This is a genomic window from Streptomyces sp. BK79 (genome assembly GCF_044142145.1).
In the GTDB taxonomy this organism is placed as follows: Bacteria; Actinomycetota; Actinomycetes; order Streptomycetales; family Streptomycetaceae; genus Streptomyces.
In genome coordinates this window covers 45,559-66,119 of the sequence record NZ_JBHVOC010000021.1, presented here as the reverse complement: position 1 = coordinate 66,119, position 20,561 = coordinate 45,559, and the positions used below count along the sequence as shown (strand labels likewise).

General features: G+C 72.8%; 22 protein-coding genes. 17 read left to right on the top strand and 5 right to left on the bottom strand.

The genetic code is table 11. The annotated features are described in order from the left end of the window. Positions 1-41: 41 nt before the first annotated feature. From ACFIF2_RS25015 to ACFIF2_RS24975, 9 genes are all read left to right on the top strand, one after another. Positions 42-653, top strand: coding sequence for a riboflavin synthase (locus ACFIF2_RS25015; RefSeq protein ID WP_395575480.1), 612 nt, complete (start codon positions 42-44; stop codon positions 651-653). Beyond that, positions 650-1,294 carry a nicotinamide riboside transporter PnuC gene (locus tag ACFIF2_RS25010; protein ID WP_395575479.1) on the top strand — a complete coding sequence of 215 codons (645 nt, stop codon included), beginning with the start codon at positions 650-652 and terminating at the stop codon, positions 1,292-1,294. Before ACFIF2_RS25015 ends, ACFIF2_RS25010 begins: the two co-directional genes overlap by 4 nt. Further along, positions 1,291-2,580, top strand: a complete 1,290-nt coding sequence (locus ACFIF2_RS25005; protein ID WP_395575478.1) for a bifunctional 3,4-dihydroxy-2-butanone-4-phosphate synthase/GTP cyclohydrolase II — start codon at positions 1,291-1,293, stop codon at positions 2,578-2,580. The genes ACFIF2_RS25010 and ACFIF2_RS25005 overlap by 4 nt, the downstream gene beginning before the upstream one ends. A 92-nt stretch (positions 2,581-2,672) precedes the next feature. After that, positions 2,673-3,158, top strand: coding sequence for a 6,7-dimethyl-8-ribityllumazine synthase (gene ribH, locus ACFIF2_RS25000; RefSeq protein ID WP_395575477.1), 486 nt, complete (start codon positions 2,673-2,675; stop codon positions 3,156-3,158). A gap of 34 nt (positions 3,159-3,192) precedes the next feature. Next, positions 3,193-3,465: a phosphoribosyl-ATP diphosphatase gene (locus tag ACFIF2_RS24995; RefSeq protein WP_011027788.1), complete on the top strand. Its 273-nt coding sequence runs from the start codon at positions 3,193-3,195 to the stop codon at positions 3,463-3,465. A 47-nt stretch (positions 3,466-3,512) separates the two neighbouring features. Further along, positions 3,513-4,388, top strand: a complete 876-nt coding sequence (hisG, locus tag ACFIF2_RS24990; protein ID WP_395575476.1) for an ATP phosphoribosyltransferase — start codon at positions 3,513-3,515, stop codon at positions 4,386-4,388. Positions 4,389-4,407: 19 nt separating this feature from the next. After that, positions 4,408-4,875, top strand: coding sequence for a PH domain-containing protein (locus ACFIF2_RS24985; protein WP_395575475.1), 468 nt, complete (start codon positions 4,408-4,410; stop codon positions 4,873-4,875). 244 nt (positions 4,876-5,119) lie between these two features. Beyond that, positions 5,120-6,451: a hemolysin family protein gene (locus tag ACFIF2_RS24980; RefSeq protein ID WP_395575474.1), complete on the top strand. Its 1,332-nt coding sequence runs from the start codon at positions 5,120-5,122 to the stop codon at positions 6,449-6,451. After that, complete coding sequence (locus ACFIF2_RS24975) at positions 6,448-7,485, top strand: hemolysin family protein (RefSeq protein ID WP_395575473.1); 1,038 nt, start codon at positions 6,448-6,450, stop codon at positions 7,483-7,485. The genes ACFIF2_RS24980 and ACFIF2_RS24975 overlap by 4 nt, the downstream gene beginning before the upstream one ends. An 8-nt stretch (positions 7,486-7,493) precedes the next feature. Here the strand turns inward: ACFIF2_RS24975 and ACFIF2_RS24970 are convergent, their stop codons facing one another. Continuing rightward, complete coding sequence (locus ACFIF2_RS24970; protein WP_395575472.1) at positions 7,494-9,359, bottom strand: AAA family ATPase; 1,866 nt, start codon at positions 9,357-9,359, stop codon at positions 7,494-7,496. Positions 9,360-9,789: 430 nt separating this feature from the next. Then, positions 9,790-10,410, bottom strand: a complete 621-nt coding sequence (locus tag ACFIF2_RS24965) for a uridine kinase (protein ID WP_395575471.1) — start codon at positions 10,408-10,410, stop codon at positions 9,790-9,792. Between the two features lie 290 nt (positions 10,411-10,700). On the opposite strand from ACFIF2_RS24965, the gene ACFIF2_RS24960 reads away from it, so the two are divergent. The 4 genes from ACFIF2_RS24960 to ACFIF2_RS24945 all read left to right on the top strand — a co-directional run bounded on the left by ACFIF2_RS24960 (position 10,701) and on the right by ACFIF2_RS24945 (position 14,645). Beyond that, a complete protein-coding gene (locus ACFIF2_RS24960) occupies positions 10,701-12,080 on the top strand; it encodes a peptidase C39 family protein (protein WP_395575470.1) in 1,380 nt (459 codons plus the stop codon). Positions 12,081-12,256: 176 nt separating this feature from the next. Beyond that, positions 12,257-12,397 (top strand): SCO1431 family membrane protein, encoded by a 141-nt coding sequence (locus ACFIF2_RS24955; protein WP_395575469.1) that lies wholly within the window; start codon positions 12,257-12,259, stop codon positions 12,395-12,397. An 82-nt stretch (positions 12,398-12,479) separates the two neighbouring features. Then, positions 12,480-13,139 carry a TetR/AcrR family transcriptional regulator gene (locus ACFIF2_RS24950; protein WP_395575468.1) on the top strand — a complete coding sequence of 220 codons (660 nt, stop codon included), beginning with the start codon at positions 12,480-12,482 and terminating at the stop codon, positions 13,137-13,139. Positions 13,140-13,472: 333 nt separating this feature from the next. Further along, positions 13,473-14,645 (top strand): acyl-CoA dehydrogenase family protein, encoded by a 1,173-nt coding sequence (locus ACFIF2_RS24945; protein WP_395575467.1) that lies wholly within the window; start codon positions 13,473-13,475, stop codon positions 14,643-14,645. Here ACFIF2_RS24945 and ACFIF2_RS24940 read toward each other — a convergent pair. Both ACFIF2_RS24940 and ACFIF2_RS24935 read right to left on the bottom strand, forming a co-directional pair. Next, positions 14,608-14,889 (bottom strand): hypothetical protein, encoded by a 282-nt coding sequence (locus ACFIF2_RS24940; RefSeq protein ID WP_395575466.1) that lies wholly within the window; start codon positions 14,887-14,889, stop codon positions 14,608-14,610. The two genes, ACFIF2_RS24945 and ACFIF2_RS24940, sit on opposite strands and share 38 nt — an antisense overlap. A gap of 249 nt (positions 14,890-15,138) precedes the next feature. After that, entirely contained in the window at positions 15,139-15,576 is a 438-nt protein-coding gene (locus ACFIF2_RS24935; RefSeq protein WP_395575465.1) for a hypothetical protein, read from the bottom strand. Positions 15,577-15,891: 315 nt separating this feature from the next. On the opposite strand from ACFIF2_RS24935, the gene ACFIF2_RS24930 reads away from it, so the two are divergent. From ACFIF2_RS24930 to fxsA, 4 genes are all read left to right on the top strand, one after another. Continuing rightward, positions 15,892-16,332, top strand: a complete 441-nt coding sequence (locus ACFIF2_RS24930) for an Lrp/AsnC family transcriptional regulator (RefSeq protein ID WP_030867874.1) — start codon at positions 15,892-15,894, stop codon at positions 16,330-16,332. A gap of 78 nt (positions 16,333-16,410) precedes the next feature. Then, a complete protein-coding gene (locus ACFIF2_RS24925; protein ID WP_395575464.1) occupies positions 16,411-18,021 on the top strand; it encodes an amidohydrolase in 1,611 nt (536 codons plus the stop codon). A 527-nt stretch (positions 18,022-18,548) separates the two neighbouring features. Beyond that, positions 18,549-19,412 (top strand): polyprenol monophosphomannose synthase, encoded by an 864-nt coding sequence (locus ACFIF2_RS24920; protein WP_395575463.1) that lies wholly within the window; start codon positions 18,549-18,551, stop codon positions 19,410-19,412. Between the two features lie 46 nt (positions 19,413-19,458). Next, positions 19,459-20,031 carry an FxsA family membrane protein gene (gene fxsA, locus ACFIF2_RS24915; protein ID WP_395575462.1) on the top strand — a complete coding sequence of 191 codons (573 nt, stop codon included), beginning with the start codon at positions 19,459-19,461 and terminating at the stop codon, positions 20,029-20,031. Positions 20,032-20,131: 100 nt separating this feature from the next. Here fxsA and ACFIF2_RS24910 read toward each other — a convergent pair whose 3' ends face one another. Continuing rightward, positions 20,132-20,506 carry an RNA polymerase-binding protein RbpA gene (locus tag ACFIF2_RS24910; protein WP_003977404.1) on the bottom strand — a complete coding sequence of 125 codons (375 nt, stop codon included), beginning with the start codon at positions 20,504-20,506 and terminating at the stop codon, positions 20,132-20,134. Positions 20,507-20,561: the final 55 nt, after the last annotated feature.

The following is a 20,561-nucleotide window of genomic DNA, read 5'->3' as shown; positions in this document are numbered from 1 at the left end:
GCCCCGGAGTCCGTGCCCGAAGAGGCAGGAGGACCCGGGAAGTGTTCACCGGAATCGTCGAAGAGCTGGGCGAGATCACCGCCGTCGAGACCCTCGACGACGCCTGTCGCTTCCGCGTACGCGGTCCCGCGGTCACCGAAGGGGCACGGCACGGCGACTCCATCGCCGTCAACGGCGTCTGCCTCACCGTCGTCGACCACGAGGGCGACGAGTTCACCGCCGACGTGATGGCCGAGACCCTCAGCCGCTCCAGCCTGGGCGTCCTCACCACCGGCTCGCGCGTCAACCTGGAGCGCCCCACCGCCGTCGGCGCCCGCCTCGGCGGGCACATCGTGCAGGGCCACGTCGACGGCACCGGCGCGATCCTGGAGCGCGAGCCGTCCGAGCACTGGGAGATCGTGAAGATCTCCCTGCCCGCGGACCTCGCCCGCTACGTCGTGGAGAAGGGCTCCATCACCGTCGACGGCATCAGCCTCACCGTCGTCGACGCCGGCCCCGACTTCTTCACCGTCAGCCTCATCCCCACCACCCTCGCCCTGACCACGCTCGGCCTCAAGCAGCCCGGGGACCCGGTCAACCTCGAGGTGGACGTCATCGCCAAGTACGTGGAGCGCCTGCTCGGCGCCCGGGCCGCGCAGGGAGGCACCGAGTGAACTGGCTCAACTCCGAGGCGTTCACGCTCTTCGACCAGCACATCAAGTGGTCGGACATGATCGGCAACGTGATCGGTCTGCTCGGCCTCGCGCTCGGCTGGCGGCGCTCGATATGGACCTGGCCCGTGCAGTTCCTCTCCGGGCTCATCCTCTTCACCGCGTTCGCCACCGCCCACCTCTCCGGCAGCGCGGGCAAGCAGATCGTCGTCATGGTCGTCGCCGCCTGGGGCTTCTGGCAGTGGAACCGCGGCCGGCAGCAGACCCAGGACGGCTCGATCGCCGTCCGGTTCGCCACCTGGCGCGAGCGCGGTGCCCTGCTCGGCGCCGCCGCCGTCGGCACCCTCGCGGTCGGCGGCCTGTTCACCGCCTTCCCGACCCTGTCCTGGGACCCCTGGCCGGACGCGTACATCTTCGTCGGCACCGTCGTCGCCATGTACGCCCAGGCACGCGGCATGGTCGAGTTCTGGTTCGCCTGGCTGCTCGTCGACCTGGTCGGCGTCCCGCTGAACTTCGCCAACGGCTTCGCCTTCTCCGGCTTCGTCTACGTCATCTACGGCGCGCTCGTCCTGTGGGGCCTGCGCGACTGGTGGCTGCGCTCCCGCACCGCGGCGCGGCCCGTCCCGGAAGGAGCGCCCGCATGAGCCCGGCACCCGTCCTCTACAGCCCCGAAGGCCCCGAGGACTTGCTCCTCGACCCCGTCGAGCAGGCCGTCGCCGACATCGCCGCCGGCCGCCCGGTCGTCGTCGTCGACGACGAGAACCGCGAGAACGAGGGCGACCTCGTCATCGCCGCCGAGAAGGCGACCGAGGAGATCGTCGCCTTCATGATGAGCGAGTGCCGCGGCCTGATCTGCGCCCCCATGGAGGGCGACGAACTGGACCGGCTGCGCCTGCCGCAGATGGTCGACGACAACACCGAGTCGATGAAGACCGCGTTCACCGTCTCCGTCGACGCCACCGCCGCACACGGCGTCAGCACCGGCATCTCCGCCTCCGACCGCGCCACCACCCTCCAGCTCCTGGCGAGCGGCACCGCCGAGCCCACCGACCTGGTCCGTCCCGGCCACATCTTCCCGCTGCGGGCCCGCCCGGGCGGCGTCCTCGCCCGCAACGGCCACACCGAGGCCGCCGTCGACCTCGCCCGCCTCGCGGGACTGCGCCCGGCCGGCGCCATCGTGGAGATCGCCGGCGAGGACGGGCGCATGCTGCGGCTGACCGAGCTGATCCCCTTCGCCCGCAAGCACGGCCTGACGATCATCTCCATCGAGGACCTCATCGCCTACCGCCGCAGCGAGGAGCCCACCGTCCGCCGCGAGGCCGAGGTCCACCTCCCCACCCGGCACGGCGAGTTCACGGCGTACGGCTACCGCTCCACCGTGGACGGCGTCGAGCACGTCGCCCTCGTGCACGGCGACCTCGGCGACGGCACGGACGTCGTCGTCCGCGTCCACTCCGAGTGCCTCACCGGCGACGTCTTCGGCTCCCAGCGCTGCGACTGCGGCCCCCAGCTCGACGCCTCCCTGGACCGCATCCAGGCCGAGGGCAGGGGAGTGGTCGTCTACCTGCGCGGCCACGAGGGACGCGGCATCGGCCTGATGTCCAAGCTGCGCGCCTACGAACTCCAGGAGCGCGGCCGGGACACCCTCGACGCCAACCTCGAACTCGGCCTGCCCGCCGACGCCCGCGACTACGGCGCCGGTGCCCAGATCCTCAAGGACCTCGGCGTGCGCACCGTCCGCCTGATGACCAACAACCCGGACAAGAGCGACGCCCTGGTCCGGCACGGCATCGAGGTCACCGGCCGCGAGCCGATGCCCGTCCAGGCCGGCGAGCACAACCTCCGCTACCTGCGCACCAAGCGCGACCGGATGGGCCACGACCTGCCCTGGCTGGACACGACACCCGTGTCCACCTGCGGAAACCAGTAGATCCAGCAAGACCAGCAACAGCAGTGGCACCAGCAAGACCAGCAACGCCAGCAACACCAGCGACACCGGCAAGTAAGGACTCCAGGAGAGACATGAGCGGCAAGGGTGCACCGGAGCTGTCCGTACGCAACGTGGGAGACCTGCGGGTCGCCGTCGTCGCGGCGCAGTGGCACGACAAGGTGATGGACGGACTGGTGGACGGCGCCCTGCGCGCCCTGCACGACCTGGGGATCAGCGAGCCGACGCTCCTGAGGGTCCCCGGCAGCTGGGAGCTGCCCGTCGTCGCCAAGGTCCTCGCCGGCCGCGGCTACGACGCGATCGTCGCCCTCGGCGTCGTCATCCGCGGCGGCACCCCCCACTTCGAGTACGTCTGCCAGGGCGTCACCCAGGGCCTCACCCAGGTCTCCGTCGACACCGGCGTCCCGGTCGGCTTCGGCGTCCTCACCTGCGACACCGAGGAGCAGGCCCTGGACCGGGCCGGCCTCGCCGGCTCCAGCGAGGACAAGGGCCACGAGGCGGTGACCGCGGCCGTCGCCACCGCGGCCACGCTCCGCTCAGTATCCGAACCGTGGCGCTAGGCGGGCCGGCACTACGCGTAAAGTGGGCGCCACCATGTCCAAGAAGACTTTCGAGGAGCTCTTCACCGAGCTCCAGCACAAGGCCGCGAACGGCGACCCCGCCACCTCCCGCACCGCCGAACTGGTGGACAAGGGGGTCCATGCCATCGGCAAGAAGGTCGTCGAGGAGGCCGCAGAGGTCTGGATGGCCGCCGAGTACGAGGGCAAGGACGCGGCGGCCGAGGAGATCTCCCAGCTGCTGTACCACGTCCAGGTGATGATGGTCGCCCGCGGCATCTCCCTGGACGACGTCTACGCCCACCTGTAAGCCCGCCCCCTCTTTCCCCACCCCTCCACGCAAAGGAAGCCGACCTCATGCTGCGCATCGCCGTCCCCAACAAGGGTTCCCTCTCCGGCCCTGCGGCGGACATGCTGCATGAGGCCGGCTACCAGCAGCGCCGCGAGTCCAAGGAACTGCGCATCGTCGACCCGACGAACGAGGTGGAGTTCTTCTACCTGCGCCCCCGCGACATCGCGATCTACGTCTCCTCCGGCAAGCTCGACATCGGCATCACCGGCCGCGACCTGCTGGTCGACTCCGGCGCCGACGCCGAGGAGATCCTCCCGCTCGGCTTCGCCCGCTCCACCTTCCGCTTCGCCGGCCGGCCGGGCACCGCGAACGGCGTCGAGGACCTCAAGGGCCGCACCGTCGCCACCTCCTACGAGGGCATCGTCGCCGCGCACCTGGCCGACCGGGGCGTCGACGCCTCCGTCGTCCACCTCGACGGCGCCGTGGAGACGGCCATCGAACTCGGAGTCGCCGAGGTCATCGCGGACGTCGTCGAGACCGGCACCTCGCTGCGCAACGCGGGCCTGGAGGTCTTCGGCGAGCCCATCATGAAGTCCGAGGCCGTCGTCATCCTCCCCCAGACTTCGTCCGGGGGTGCCCCCAGCTCCGGCGCGGACGCCGACGAGCCCAAGGTGCAGCAGTTCCTGCGCCGCCTCCAGGGCGTCCTGGTGGCCCGGACGTACGTGATGATGGACTACGACTGCCGCGTGGAGCAGTTGGAGAAGGCCGTCGCGCTCACCCCCGGCCTGGAGTCCCCGACCGTCTCCCCGCTGCACAACGAGGGCTGGGTCGCCGTCCGCGCGATGGTCCCCGCCAAGGAGGCCCAGCGGATCATGGACGACCTCTACGAGATCGGCGCCCGGGCCATCCTGACCACGGCCATCCACGCCTGCCGTCTCTGAGCGCCACCGGAGCCACGCCATGCCCGACACCACCCCGGACCTGCCCGCGCTGCCCGTGACTTTCCGGCCCGGCCGCACCCGCGCCGTCCTGGTCGTCATCGCCGCCGTGACCCTCGTGACCGTCTCGGCGGTCGGCCTGCTGCTCGCCGGCCTCGGCCCGGGGGAGCGGCTCAGCTTCGTGCTGACCGCCTTCGTCCTGGCCGGCGTGCTGCTCGTGCTGGCCCGCCCCAAGGTGGTCGCCGACGAATCGGGCGTCACCGTCGTCAACCTGACGAACAAGCGGCGCCTGGAGTGGCCGGAGATCCTCCGGGTCAACCTCCGGCCCGGCGACCCCTGGGTCTTCCTCGACCTCAGCGACGGCACCAGCCTGCCCGCGCTCGGCATCCAGCCGGGCATCGCCAGGCAGCGCGCCATCGCCGACGCCCGGGCCCTGCGCGCCCTGGCCGAGGCTCGTTCCGGCGCCGGACCCGAGGTGCCCCGGGGCTGACCCGAGGTGTCCCGAACCGGACCCGAGGGCCCCGGACCGGAACCGCGGTGTCGACCCTGCCGCGGTCGCCCTTTTCGTGATTAATCTGGGAACGAGGACGCGGCCGTCGCGTCCTCGCCCCTGTCGCTCCGCCCGGTGCGCGGGGGTTCCCGCTACCCGAGGAGTGACTCCCTCCGGCGATGGACGGACCGTCCTGCAGTACCCGCGCCGCCCCCTGCTGTGACCTCCCACAGGCGGCGGCCTCATGACCACCCCCCTGCTGCTCCTGGCAGCCGCGTTCCTGCTCATCCTCGCCAACGGCTTCTTCGTCGCGGCCGAGTTCGGCCTCGTGACCGTCGAACGGCCGGACGCCGAGCGGGCCGCCGCCGACGGCGACCGGCGCGCCCGCCGGGTCGTCGAGTCCCTCAAGGAGCTGTCCTTCCAGCTCTCCGGCACCCAGCTAGGCATCACCCTCACCTCCCTCGTCGTCGGCATGCTCGCCCAACCGGCGCTCGCCCGGCTCCTGGACGGCCCCGTCACGGCGACGGGCCTTCCCGCGGGGGCCGTGCCGGGCGTCTGCGTCGTCGTCGGCATGCTGCTGGCCTCCGCCGTGCAGATGGTGATCGGCGAGCTGGTGCCCAAGAACTGGGCGGTCTCCCGGCCCCTGGCGGTCGCCCGCTTCGTCGCGGGCCCCCAGCACGCCTTCGCCCGGCTCTTCCACCCGGTGATCGCCGCGCTGAACGCCGTCGCCAACCGCCTGGTGCGCGCGCTCGGCTTCGAACCCGCCGAGGAACTGGCCTCCGCCCGCACCCCCGAGGAACTGGTCTCCCTGGCCCGGCACTCCGCCCGGGCCGGCGCGCTGGAACAGGACACCGCCGACCTGTTCGTACGCACCCTGTCGCTGGGCGAACTGACCGCTCAGCACGTCATGACCCCGCGCGTGAAGGTCAGCGCCCTGCACTCCTCGGCCACCGCCGAGGACGTGGTGAACCTGACCCGCGCCACCGGCCTGTCCCGCTTCCCCGTGTACCGGGAGAAGATCGACGAGGTGATCGGCATGGTCCACCTCAAGGACGCCCTCGCGGTCCCCGCGCCCGACCGGCTGCGCACCCCCGCCGGCCGGATCGCCCGCCCGGCGCTCCTCGTCCCCGAAACCCTCCCCGTACGGCCGCTGCTCACCCGGCTGCGCGGCGAGCAGCCCATCGCGGTCGTCGTCGACGAGTACGGCGGCACGGCCGGCGTCGTCACCCTGGAGGACATCGTCGAGGAACTCGTCGGCGAGGTCCGCGACGAGCACGACGGCCTCGACGTCCCCGAACTCGCCCCCGCTCCGCCCGAGGAGGGCCGCCCCGCCTGGGACGTCGACGGCAGCTGCCGCGTCGACGCCCTGCGCCGCATCGGCCTCCAGGCCCCCGAGGGACCGTACGAGACCGTGGCCGGGCTCGTCGCCGACCTGCTCGGCCGCATCCCGGCCGTCGGCGACCGGGCGGAACTGCCCGGCTGGCGGCTGTCCGTCCGCCGGGTCGGCCACTACCGCGCCGAGCGGATACGCCTGGTGCGCACCGTGCCGGCGTCCGTCCTGGAGGCCGCCCGGTGAGCGTTCTGCAACTCCTGTTCGCCGCGCTGCTCGTGCTCGCCAACGGCTTCTTCGTCGGCGCCGAGTTCGCGCTGGTCTCGGTGCGCCGCAGCCAGATCGAACCACTCGGCACCGCCCGGGCCCGGCAGGTGCTGTACGGCCTGGAGCGGCTGCCGCAGATGATGGCCGCGGCCCAGTTCGGTATCACCGTGTGCTCGCTCACGCTCGGCGCCGTCGCCGAGCCGACGGTCGCGCACCTCCTGGAGCCGGTCTTCGCGTGGATCCACCTGCCGCACGGCATGATCCACCCGCTCGGCTACGTGATCGCGCTGGCCGTCGTGGTCTTCTGCCACCTCGTCATCGGCGAGATGGTCCCGAAGAACCTCGCGATGGCGGCCCCCGAGAAGGCCGCGCTGTGGCTGAGCCCCGGCCTGGTCGCCTTCGCCCGCCTCTGCCGGCCGGTCACCGCCGGTCTCGGGGCCTGCGCCCGGGGAGTCCTGCGCCTGTTCGGCGTCGAGCCCAAGGACGAGGTCGAGGCCGTCTTCACCAGCGAGCAGCTCAACCGGCTGGTGGAGGACGCCGGTCAGGCGGGCCTGCTCGACCCGGAGGAGCAGGAGCGCCTGGAGGACGCCCTGGAGCTGGGCTCCCGGCCGGTGACGGACGTGCTGCTCGGGCGCGAGTCGCTGGTGACGGTCGGCCCGTCGGTCACCCCGGGCGAGATCGTCGCCCTCACCGCCCGCACCGGCTACTCGCGCTTCCCCGTCGCGGCGGGCAAGGGTGCCTTCATGGGATACCTCCACGTCAAGGACGTCCTCGACCTGGAGGAGTCCGACCGGGCCGTCCCGCAGCACCTCTGGCGCCCGATGACGACCCTCCGCCCGGAGCTGCCCCTCGACGACGCCCTCACCGTCATGCGCCGCGCCGCGACCCACCTGGCGCAGGTGACGGACGCGTCCGGGAGAGTACTGGGTCTGGTCGCCCTGGAGGACGTACTGGAGCTGCTGGTCGGTGAGGTACGGGACCCGGCCCACCGGGAGGTGACGCTGGCCACGTAGCCCTGCTCTCACAGGCCCGGCGGATCCTGCGGACTCCTGCCCGACAGCACCTCCCCGTACGCCTGCATGAGATCCGGCAGCCGCAACGTCGCCAGGTCGTCCCGGGTCAGCACCCCGGGGCACATGGACAGCCGCAGGTCCCGGTACGCGCAGCTCTTCTCGTACAGCGTCCGCAGGAACCGCCCGTTCCCCAGCTCGTCGATCCACCCCTGGTCCACCACGTGCCCGGCGATCGACCGCAGTTCGTCGAGGGCCTCCTCGTCCCACACGTCCCCGTTCTCGGCCGCGAGCACCTCGCCGATCGACGTCAGCTCCAGCGGCCGGTAGGACGGGAAGTCGACGCGTGTGGTGAACCGGGAGGACAGCCCCGGGTTGGCGGCCAGCAGCCGGTCCATGCCCTCCGGGTAGCCGGCCAGGATCACCACCAGGTGGTCCCGGTTGTCCTCGGCCCGCTTCAGCAGCACCTGCAGCGCCTCGTCGCCGTACGCGTCGCCCTTGCCGTAGCCGGAGTTGGACAGGGAGTACGCCTCGTCGACGAAGAGGACGCCGCCCAGCGCGGAGTCGATCAGCTCGTTGGCCTTCACGGCGGTCTGGCCGAGGTACTCACCGACGAGGTCCGCCCGCTGCGCCTCCACGAGGTGGTCGCCGCCGAGCAGACCGAGGGCGTAGAAGACGCGGCCCAGGATGCGGGCCACGGTGGTCTTGCCGGTGCCGGAGGGGCCGGAGAAGACGAAATGGCGTTTGGGCGGCTGGACCGGAAGCCCCTGGCCGGCCCGCAGCCGGGCCATGTTCAGCTGCGCGGACAGGGCCTTGACCTGGCGCTTCACCGGCTCGAGCCCCACCATGCGCTCCAGCTCCGCGAGCGCCTCCTCCAGTAACCGGGGGTCGGTGGGCCCGGCGGGCAGCGAGGGGTCCGCTCCGGCGGTCCTCTCACGCACCGACGGTCCGGTCAGCGTGGGCAGCGGTGCCGGGACCGGGGGCTCGGGCGCGGAGAGCTTGAGGTCGCGTTCCTCCGCGCCGAAGAGCGGGTCGAGTCCGTCGGCGCCGTCCAGGCCGTCCATTCCCACTCCGGCCTGCGCGAGCCCCGCCAGGTCGGCGGAGTCGTCGTAGCCGTCGCTCTCGGCGATGGCCGCCAGCCGGGCCGAGGTGTCCATGAACGCGGGGTCGACGCGGTGCACGGCCCGGTACAACGGCAGGGCGGCGGCGCTGCGGCCCGTGCCCTCGTGGGCCCGGGCCAGCCAGTACCGCAGCTCCTTGCGCTGCGGCTGCTCGCTGCGGCACCGCATGAGGGCCGCCGACAGCAACGGCTCGGCCTGCCCGTACATCTCCAGGCGCACCCGGGCCATGCCGCTGAACAGACCGGCCTCGATGCCCAGCAGGGGATCGCCGAGCAGCGGGTCGGTGTGCCGGACCAGCTGTTCCCAGTCCTTGACCAGGTAGGCGCGGCAGGCGTGCAGGAAGCGCACCTGGGGGTCGGCGTCCACCGGCGGCAGCCCGGCCAGCGCGCGGTCCAGCTCCGGGACGTGGCGGCCGTCCAGCCAGTGCGAGGCGTGCGCCAGCAGCAGGTCGCGCGGGTTCTCCAGCACGGGCTGCACCCACCAGCCCAGCCAGTACCAGGAGTTGAGGGTGCGTCGATGCCGGGCGCGCTGCTCGCCGAAGCGCTCCCGGTGCCGGAACATCCTCAGCAGCGCGTTCGTGGTGTCCACGCGCAGCGCGTGCAGCCCCAGCCAGCCGTCGGCCATCGTGGGATCGATGCGCACCGCCGCCCGGAACTCCTCCTCGGCCTGCGGATAGGCCCCCATGGTGTAGGCGTCCACGCCGCGCAGCCAGGCGAGGTCGGCCGGGGCCTGTGGGCCCTGCGTGCCGAAGTCCATCCCGTCCCCCACGTACCGTGCCCCCGTCGGTATGCCGCCGAGCCGTCGCCCGCCGGCCGCCTCGGTCAACGGCTGCGCCGCGGACCGGAGTTGCAAGGTGCGCGGCCATCGCCCGTAGGTCGCACCGAGGGGCATCGTACCCGCGGCGGTCTTTCCTCCGAAGGGTGCCGGGGCATGCCGTTGGAGGCGTCGGGGGCAGGCGGGGGCGCACACCGGACGGTGACCGAGGGTGAGCGGACAGCCCCGCGGAGCAGCCGCAAAACGGGATCGGGGCAGAACGAAGCCCCCGATCACGGGGGAACAACCGGGGGCTTCGCGTCTGCGGGCGGCTCCGAACGGCCGCACATTCAGAACGTAAGACCTGTACGACCCCTGGGTCAAGCGGAGTTGAGGCACTCCAGCCGTGTGCCGGGCGGCGATCTTCACGGGATCAACACATTGCGGAAGGGTCGTCACCCTGCGTGAGGAAAGAGGCCGGGAAGGTGCTTCCCGCGGGCCCCGGAAGCACCTCGTACCCCTTCTCCCTCTGCCGCACCAGAAGATGCGCGAAGGGGCGCGAAGGGTCGGCGGCGAAGTGCGCGCGCTCGGCCGGGACCCATCCGTCCCAGAACGCCCGCTGCTCCGCTCCGTCGCGCGCCCGTCCACGCGCCCACGCCTCCTCGCGCGGCAACTCCATCCAGAGCAGCCGGGCCAGGTGCGGGCGCAGCGCCTCGCGGCCCGCGCCGACGCCCTCCAACAGGACCACCGGGGCGGGCGGCAGCGCGCGGCGGGCGCCGAAGCGCCGGGTCCGCCAGTCGTAGGGGGCGTAGCGCGCGGTGGCGCCGCGCCGCAGGGGCTCGATCACCTCGCTCAGCAGCCGCCCGGTCCAGTCGAACAGCTCGTCGTGGCTGGCGATGTCGTCGAGGTGCAGGACCGGCGCACCGTCCAGCTCGGCGGCCAACCGCCCCGCGAACGTGGACTTCCCGGAGCCGGCGTGCCCGTCGACCCCGATCAGCCGCACGGGCCCGCAGGAGGGCGGAAGGCGGCGGAGCCGGGCTGCGAGGTCGCGCATGACGGGTCCTGGGCGGCGTGGAGGGGCGGACAACCGGACAACGGTGGGAGAGGGTGGCCAGGATGCGATGGAGTTCACCGGCCGGGCGGACATCTTTCGCATCGCACTCTAACCGTGCCCGCGCGTACCCCGGCGCCCCGGCCGTCCCACCCGGCCCGCCACTGGTCGACACCAATATTCATGGCGTGGCGTGCGCAGAAGTGCTGGCAGGAGCGGGCACCTACGGCCATAGTTGGCGCACAACCGTGCAACGGACCCGCCCGACTCGGACACCTGGGGGTCTTCCGCCCATGAGCAGAGCCGAACAGCCCTCCCGCAGAACCGTCCTGGCCGCCGCCGTCGTCGCGGCCGTGGCCGGCGGCGCGATCCCGGCCACCGCCGAAGCCACGCCCGGTGCGGGCGGACGGGCGGCGGGCCCGGGCCGCGCCCCCGCCCGGCAGGTCGACTACCGCGCCTGGACCACGTTCCGCGACTGGCGGAGCGGGACCGCGCAGGGGGCCCGCCCCGTCGCGGGCGCCCGGCCCGGTGTGGCCATCGGTGCCCCGGCCGGCACCGCCGACTACACCGACCCGCACACCGGCAGGACCTCCGCCTGGGAGTACGCGGTCTGGACCTCGCCCGTCCACCGGCTCGCGGTGCCCTCCACGGAGGTCATCGCCTCGTGGAACGCGCACACCCCGAGCGGCACCTGGATCCAGGTGGAGCTGAAGGGCACCTACTCCGACGGCACGGACACGCCCTGGTACGTGCTGGGCCGCTGGACGTCCGGCGACGGCGACCAGGACATCCGGCGCACCTCGGTCGATGACCAGGGCGACGGCAGGAGCAGCGTGTGGACGGACACGTTCGCCATCGACGACGCCTCCACCGGCCTGCGGCTGACCTCCTACCGGCTCAGGCTCACCCTCCACCGCCGTCCCGGCACGCGGGCCACGCCCACCGTCTGGCGGCTCGGCGCGATGGGCTCCGACGTCCCCGACCGCTTCACGGTCCCGGCCTCCACCCCGGGCCTCGCCCAGGAACTGCGCGTCCCGCGCTATTCCCAGGAGATCCACAAGGGCCAGTACCCGGAGTACGACAACGGCGGCGAGGCCTGGTGCAGCCCCACCTCCTCGCAGATGATCATCGAGTACTGGGGCGGCCGGCTCACCGAGGAGCAACTCGCCTGGGTCGACCCGTCCTACGCCGACCCGCAGGTCTGCCACGCGGCCCGCTACACGTACGACTACCAGTACGCCGGCTGCGGCAACTGGCCCTTCAACGCGGCCTACGCGGCCACCTTCAAGGGCCTCCAGGGCGTGGTCACCCGTCTCGGCTCCCTGACCGAGCTGGAGACGCTGATCGCGGCCGGCATCCCGGCCATAACGTCCCAGTCCTTCCTGGAGAAGGAGCTGACCGGCGCCGGTTACGGCACCTCGGGCCACCTGATGACGGTGATCGGCTTCACCGCCGACGGCGACGTGATCGCCAACGACCCGGCCTCGGACGACAACGAGGCCGTGCGCCGTGTCTACAAGCGGCGCGAGTGGGAGAACATCTGGCTCAGGACCAAGCGGTACAACGCGAGCGGCAAGGTCGTCTCCGGCACCGGCGGCGTCTGCTATCTGTACTTCCCGGCCCACCCGAGCCCGCGCCAGCGCATGGCCTTGGCGGCGGTGGGCGTGCGCTGACCCCGCCCAGCACCCCGCCCAGCCCGGCACCACGACGGCCCCCGGTATCTCCCGGGGGCCGTCGCTGTGAGCAAGGTCTCGGCCGCACCCGCCGCTCACGGTGGCATGGTGGACAGGGTCACCGGGCGGGGGAGCCCGCGGGGGAGTCCACCCGACGTCGAGACCAGCGAGAAGCCATGACCGCACACACCGCCACCGCCGCCCGGGTCCGTACCGGCGGCCCCAAGGACGACGGCCCCGAGATCCTCGAGCACATCATGGGCTGGACCCTCGTCGTAGTGATCGCGATGCTCGTGGTGCAGCTGGGCCTGATGTGACGTGACCCTCGTGTGACCTGGCCCACGAACCGACCTGCCATACTGCGGATGTCCCGCCGCCCGTAGGAGACCAGGGTCGAAATTGAATATCAGTCAACAGCGTGCCGACGCCCGTCCCCGGGCGCGCGGCACCGAGCGCTCGCTGGCACGCCGCGCCGAACTCATCGCCATCGGGCGGAGGTTGTTCGCCGACACGTCCTACGACGCGCTCTCGATGGACGACATCGCGCGCCAGGCGCATGTCGCCAAGGGACTGATCTACTACTACTTCCAGTCCAAACGGGGCTACTACCTGGCCATCATCCAGGACTCCGTCGCGGGCCTGGTCACCACGGCGGCGGGCGGCACCGAACTGCCGCAGGTCGACCGGGTCCACCGCACCATCGACGGCTATCTGCGCTACGCCGAGCACAACCAGGCCGCCTATCGAGCGATCGTCAGCGGAGGCGTCGGCTTCGACGCCGAGGTGCACGCCATCCGGGACGGGGTGCGCGAGGCGATCGTCGCCACCATCGCCGAAGGGGCGTACGGCCGCCGTGACATCGGCCCGCTGGCCCGGATGGGCCTGCTCTCCTGGGTGTGCGGCGTCGAGGGCGCCACCCTGGACTGGATCGGCGGCTCCGGACTGCCCCGCGAGACCATGCGCGACCTGCTGGTGAAGTCGCTCGGTGGCACCCTGCGCGCCATCGAGGAACTGGACCCCGCCTGCCCGGCCCCGGCTCCCGCCCGCCGGGACCTCTGAGGTCTGACATCTGACATCTGACGTCGGACGACGGACGTCCGACGTCCGACGGCGAGAAGGAGCGGCGCGGGTCCGAGCCGGCCCCCGCCCCTGTGCCCCTCCCGTGCGGCCGTGTCCGGACAGCGCGGACCGGCTCGGGACCTTTCTTGAAGTAAGCGGTCGTTAACTGGTGACTCCATGCGTCCGATCGGGCATACTCACTGCGCACAGCCGCTGGTCAGGCGCTTCCGCGACCCGGAAGTGCGAGCATCGGCCAGGCCGAGAGACCCGGCGGACCGCCTCCACCCAGGGCGCGCATCCGCCGATGTGCCCGACAGGGAGGAGAGCGTCGCCATGCCCGACCGCGCCCCGCAGCCGGTGGACCGGCAACTGCCCACGGACGAGGCACGGGATCTGATCTCGCTCGTCCGCGACATCGCGCAGCGTGAGATCGTCCCGAGCGCGGCCGAGGAGGAGGACGCCGGGCGCTTCCCGCGCGAAGTGTTCGCCCTGCTCTCCGAGTCCGGCCTGCTCGGCCTGCCCTACGACGCCGAGTACGGCGGCGGCGAGCAGCCCTACGAGGTGTACCTCCAGGTCCTCGAGGAACTGGCCGCGGCCCGGCTCACCGTCGGCCTCGGCGTCAGCGTGCACACCCTCGCGTCCTACGCGCTGGCCGCCCACGGCACCAAGGAGCAGCGGGCCGAGCACCTGCCCGCGATGCTCGGCGGCGGCCTGCTCGGCGCCTACTGCCTCTCCGAACCGGCCTCCGGCTCGGACGCCGCCTCCCTGCGCACCAAGGCCGTGCGCGACGGCGACGACTGGGTGATCACCGGCACCAAGGCCTGGATCACGCACGGTGGCCTCGCCGACTTCTACACCGTCATGGCGCGTACGGGCCAGGAGGGTCCACGCGGCATCACCGCCTTCCTGGTGCCCGGCGACGCCGCGGGGCTGAGCGCCGCGGTGCCGGAGAAGAAGATGGGGCTCAAGGGCTCGCCCACCGCGCAGATCCACCTCGACGGCGTCCGGGTCTCCGACGCCCGGCGCCTCGGCGACGAGGGCGAGGGCTTCGCGATCGCCCTGTCCGCGCTCGACTCCGGACGGCTCGGCATCGCCGCCTGCGCGATCGGTGTGGCCCGGGCGGCACTGGACGAGGCGGTGTCCTACGCGGCCGAGCGGCGGCAGTTCGGCAAGCGGATCGCAGACTTCCAGGGGCTGCGGTTCCTGCTCGCCGACATGGCGACCCAGGTCGAGGCCGGGCGCGCGCTGTACCTCACGGCGGCACGGCTGCGCGACGCCGGACTGCCGTTCGCCAAGCAGGCGGCCATGGCGAAGCTGTACTGCACCGACGCGGCGATGCGGGTCACCACCGACGCCGTGCAGGTCCTCGGCGGGTACGGCTACACCGCGGACTTCCCGGCCGAGCGCTACATGCGCGAGGCGAAGGTGCTGCAGATCGTCGAGGGCACCAACCAGATCCAGCGGATGGTCATCGCCCGTCACCTCGCGGGTCCCGAGGAACGGTGAAGTCGCCGGTGGCGAGGAAGTCACCGGTGGCGAAGAAATCCCCGAGTCCGCGCGGGGGTGCCGCGAGCCGGGCCCACTCCGGGTCGTCGCGCCCCGGCAGGGTGCGGCCCCGGTCGGCCCAGATCCGCATCAGCTCACGGTAGATCGGCGGGTCCGGGAGCTGCGGGGCCGGCGGAACCGGTCCCGCGGGCACCGGGACGAACACGCGGCGCCGAGGCCCGGTCGCCGAGTACGTGGGGGTCATACCCCCGCAACGCGGCGAAGTACGGACAGGTCACCGCCGCGCACAATAGAGCGTGAGTTCGCGGGCGTCCGCCACCGGGCCGCCGTTGCCGCACGAGGCTCGACACGCCGCCGGCCCCCCTGCCCCACCTGCCCAGGAGCACGCACTCCGACCCGCGCCACGGCGGTCCGGATGCCGTGACGCGGGTCGGTGGGAGCGATGCCGGTGTGCCGGGGCGCGACGGCCCCGGACCGGGTGGTGACGGGCGGCTCAGGCGGCCTCGCGCCGCATCGTCGGCACGCGCATCGGGCGGGAGCCCGGGCCGCCCACGTGGGAGAAGGGCTGGGTCCGCCAGTCGAGGCCGTGCGGCAGCGTCAACAGCAGGGCGGTGTCCTGCTCGTGGGGCTCGAAGGACTCGTCCGCGGGACGGGCGTCGCCGGCCCTGCGGCCGGTGCCGGCGCAGACCGTGAGCCCGAAGGGGTTCCACGGCGAGGCGCACAGCGCGTGCTCCGGGAGCACCTCCTCGTCCGCCAGCAGGGCGATGGGCTGCGCGCAGTCCGGGCAGATCACCCGGTACATCTCGAAGGTGTCGTAGGCGTCGAGTTCCTCGTCGTCGAAGGCGTCGGGTTCGACGCCCTCCGGCACGGGCTCGACGACCGGCTGCTGCCGCTTGGGCGCGGTACGACCAGGGCGCTTAAGACTCTGCATGGGATTCTCCCCCTCGGGCTGGGCCGTGACGGCACTGCGGCCTCGACCACAGCAAGCACTTCCCGTCCCCCCTCCGGGGTAATCACGGGACCATCACAGGAAGTGGCCGAGGGGTGTGGTCTTCGTCACATGCCGCTCGCAGGTGCCCTGTGTGGCGGATTTTGTCCCCCGCTCGCTCCCCGCTCGGCCCCCCTCCCGCCGCCCGCCGGCTCCCCGCGACACCGGCCGGCGCCCCGGCCGTCACATCACGAACCGGGCATGACCTGGGCCGCTCGGGTATCCCGGGAGATCAAGCGCACTGTAGGTTCTTGCGCCATGGAGGAGCTGGACCGACAGATCGTGCAGCTGCTCGTCAAGGACGGGCGGATGAGCTACACAGACCTGGGCAAGGCCACGGGCCTGTCCACGTCGGCCGTGCACCAGCGGGTGCGGCGGCTGGAACAGCGTGGCGTCATCCGCGGGTACGCCGCGGTCGTCGACCCGGAGGCCGTCGGGCTGCCGATGACCGCCTTCATCTCGGTGAAACCCTTCGACCCCAGCGCCCCCGACGACATCGCCGACCGCCTCGCCGGCGTCCCGGAGATCGAGGCCTGCCACAGCGTGGCGGGCGACGAGAACTACATCCTCAAGGTGCGCGTGTCCACACCGCACGAGCTGGAGGAACTCCTCGCCCGGGTGCGCTCCCTCGCCGGCGTGTCGACCCGGACCACCGTGGTGCTCTCCACGCCGTACGAGGCCCGTCCGCCGCGGATCTGACCGGCCGGGACGCCCGCGCTCCCGCGCGGCGCCGACCTGCGTGCCGGACCGCCCGCGCGAGGGGCGAGACTGGTGTCCATGAGCGAGCCGTTGTCCCCCGCCCCGTCCACGACCGTCCTGCTGCGCCGCGGTGAGGTCCACAGTCCCGCCGACCCCTTCGCGACCGCCATGGTCGTCGAACGCGGTCAGGTCGCCTGGGTCGGCTCCGAGGGCGCGGCGGACGCCTTCGCGGACGGGGTGGACGAGGTGATCGACCTGGACGGCGCCCTGGTGACCCCCGCGTTCACCGACGCACACGTGCACACCACGTCCACCGGACTCGCCCTCACCGGCCTCGACCTGTCCGGCGCCCCCACCCGGGAGGCGGCCCTCGCCCTCGTACGGGACTTCGCCGCCGCCCGTCCCGGCGACCGGGTCCTGCTCGGTCACGGCTGGGACGCCTCCCGCTGGCCCGACGGCCTGCCCCCGACGCGCGCCGAGCTGGACGCGGCCACCGGCGGCCGGCCCCTCTACCTCAGCCGTATCGACGTCCACTCGGCCGTCGTCACCACCGCCCTGCTCGACCTGGTCACCGGTGACGTCCCCCGCGCGGACGGCCCGCTCACCGCCGACGCCCACCACGCCGTGCGCGCCGCCGCCCTCGGTGCCGTAGCCCCCGCCCAGCGCACCGAGGCGCAGCGCGCCGCCCTCGCGCACGCCGCGTCCCTCGGCATCGGCACCGTTCACGAGTGCGCAGGCCCGGAGATCTCCTCCGAGGACGACCTCACCGGCCTGCTGCGGCTGGCGGCCGAGGAGCACGGGCCGCGCGTGGTCGGCTACTGGGCGGAACAGGACGTGGACAAGGCGAGGGAGCTGGGCGCGGTCGGCGCCGCCGGCGACCTCTTCGTCGACGGCGCCCTCGGCTCCCACACCGCCTGCCTGCACCAGCCCTACACCGACGCCGCCCACACCGGCACCGCCTACCTGGACGCGTCCGACGTCGCCGCCCACGTCGTCGCCTGCACCGAGGCCGGTCTCCAGGCGGGCTTCCACGCCATCGGCGACGCCGCCGTCACCGCCGTGGTGGAGGGCATGCGCGCCGCCGCCGACAAGCTCGGCCTCGCCCGCCTCCGCGCCGCCCGCCACCGCGTCGAGCACGCCGAGATGCTCACCCCCGAGACCGTCGCGGCCTTCGCCGAGCTGGGCCTGACCGCCTCGGTGCAGCCCGCCTTCGACGCGCTGTGGGGCGGCGAGGACGGCATGTACGCCCAGCGCCTGGGGACCGAGCGGGCCCGCACCCTCAACCCCTTCGCGGCCCTGCTGCGCGCCGGCGTCCCGCTCGCCTTCGGCTCGGACAGCCCGGTCACGCCCCTCGACCCGTGGGGGACCGTCCGGGCCGCCGCCTTCCACCGCACCCCGGAGCACCGCGTCTCGGTGCGCGCCGCCTTCACGGCCCACACCCGGGGCGGCTGGCGGGCGATCGGGCGGGACGACGCGGGCGTGCTGGTGCCGGGCGCGCCCGCCGACTACGCCGTGTGGCGTACCGGTGACCTGGTGGTCCAGGCCCCCGACGACCGGGTGGCGCGCTGGTCGACCGACCCGCGCTCCGGCACCCCCGGCCTGCCCGACCTGACCCCGGGCCGTGACCTGCCCATCTGCCTGCGCACGGTGGTGGGCGGACGCAGCGTCTTCGTACGGCCGGGCGAGTGATCTCCACGGCCGACGGGGCGATGATCTTCTCCCGCGTACGACCTGCGCATCCTCCGCGCTGACCTGGGCATTGGCGCGGAAGACGCAGGTGGAACGACTGTTGACAGGCGACGGCGGGGGGCCGGTAGGTTCGGCGGAGTCCACCACCGGACGCCCGACCGGGGAACCTTCCGCGCACGCGTCGCGGCGCCGCTGGGTCAGGGACGGTGTGCCGCACCGGGGCACCGCCACTGGGAGCCAGGCTCAGCGCTCGCGCCGCGACGAGGGAACGTTCCGGAGGTCGGGAGGTGTGACCCGGGTGGGGCCCGGGCGCTCAGTAGACAACGGCTCAGGCCGACCCGCAGCCGGCGGGTCCCGGGCCGGCCCGAAGGGCGCCGGGCCCCCATCCGCAGCGCGGAAACGGTCGCCGAACGCGCATCCTTACCCCGCTCCAGGGGAATCGACACCACGTAACGAACGTCCTGACACGTCACCGCAGGCCGCGGCCATTATGGTGGTCCTCTGCGTACGGACATGAAGGGGCAGCGGTGAACGACGGCGAGGGGACGCCCGCAGCGGCGGGACAGGGGAGGCGGTTCGGGCCCCTGGGCACGGCCTTGGTGATCATCCCGACCTACAACGAGGCGGAGAACATCAAGGCGATCGTCGGCCGCGTGCGCGAGGCGGTCCCCGAGGCGCACGTCCTCGTGGCCGACGACAACAGCCCCGACGGCACCGGCAAGCTCGCCGACGAACTGGCCGCGGAGGACGACCACGTCCAGGTCCTGCACCGCAAGGGCAAGGAGGGGCTGGGCGCCGCTTACCTCGCGGGCTTCCGCTGGGGCCTGGAGCGCGGCTACGGCGTGCTGATCGAGATGGACGCCGACGGCTCCCACCAGCCCGAGGAACTGCCCCGCCTGCTGACCGCCCTCAAGGGCGCCGACCTCGTGCTCGGCTCCCGCTGGGTGCCCGGCGGCCGGGTGGTGAACTGGCCGAAGTCCCGCGAGATCATCTCCCGCGGCGGCAGCATGTACTCGCGCGTCGCGCTCGACCTGCCGCTGCGCGACATCACGGGCGGCTACCGCGCCTTCCGCCGCGAGACCCTGGAGGGGCTCGGCCTCGACGAGGTGGCCTCGCAGGGGTACTGCTTCCAGGTCGACCTCGCCCGCCGGGCGATCAAGGCCGGGTACCACGTCGTCGAGGTGCCGATCACGTTCGTCGAGCGCGAACACGGCGACTCCAAGATGAGCCGCGACATCCTGGTGGAGGCCCTCTGGCGGGTCACCACGTGGGGCGTGGGGGAGCGGGTCGGCAAGGTCCTGGGCCGCGACCGGCAGCCCGGCCCGGCGGCCGGCGACGCGACCGGCGCCCGCACGGCGCCGGACGCGAAGGCACCCGACGAGAAGGCGTGATCGTCCCCTTATGCCGCGCTGAGCCGGGGCCAGGCACACTGGGGGTATGACGACTGGTGCTCAGACCCCCAGTTCCCCCGCCCGGCCCCGGCGCTCCCGGCTGCGCACGTTCCTGCCGCTGGGCGTCGCCGCATGGCTCGTCCTGGAGATCTGGCTGCTGACCGTGGTCGCGGGCGCCGCCGGAGGCTTCCTGGTCTTCCTGCTCCTCGTCGCGGGCGTGGTCCTCGGCTCCGTGGTCATCAAGGCGGCGGGCCGCCGCGCCTTCCGGAACCTGACGGAGACGCTGCAACAGCAGCAGTCCGGCGCACCGCCCGAGACCCGCGCCAACAGCGAGGGCAACGGCCTGATGATGCTGGGCGGGCTGCTCCTGATACTCCCCGGTCTGATATCGGACGCGCTCGGCCTGCTGATGCTGCTGCCCCCGGTGCAGAAGACCGTCAGCCGGTACACGCAGCGAACGGTGGAGCGCAAGCTCCGCGAGGCCGGCCCGGGCACGCTGGGCGACGCCTTCCGCCAGGCCCGCATGCACCAGCCGGACGGCAAGGTCGTCCAGGGCGAGGTCGTCCGGGACCACCCGGACGACGCGCCGCGGGAGCCGCGCCCGCCGCTGGCCCGCTGAGCGACCGGGCCCGGACACACCGAAACCGCGGGTGCCGTACGTGAGACTCACGTACGGCACCCGCGGTTTTTTGTTCGGTTGTGCTGTCTACCGTTTCCGGCTACGCACTCTTGCGGCTGTCTCGCGGATGTACCGCGATGTTCATCGCGCCGGAGCGCAGAACGGCCAGCCGCTCCTCGAGGACCTCTTCGAGTTCCTCGCGGGTGCGCCGCTCCATCAGCATGTCCCAGTGCGTACGCGCGGGCTTGGCCTTCTTCTCCTCAGGGCCGTCGCCGTCAACCAGGAGTGCCTGGGCCCCGCAGACCTTGCACTCCCACTCCGGCGGGATCTCCGCCTCGACCGAGAAGGGCATCTCGAACCGATGCCCCTTCTCGCATGCGTACTCCACGGCCTGGCGCGGGGCCAGGTCGATGCCGCGGTCCGTCTCGTAGCTGGTCACCACGAGGCGCGTGCCGCGAAGAGCTCGCTCACTCATGAATCGTGCCTCCCGGGCTTGTCGCCCACAGGACAGGTGTCGCTGTCGTCGTCAT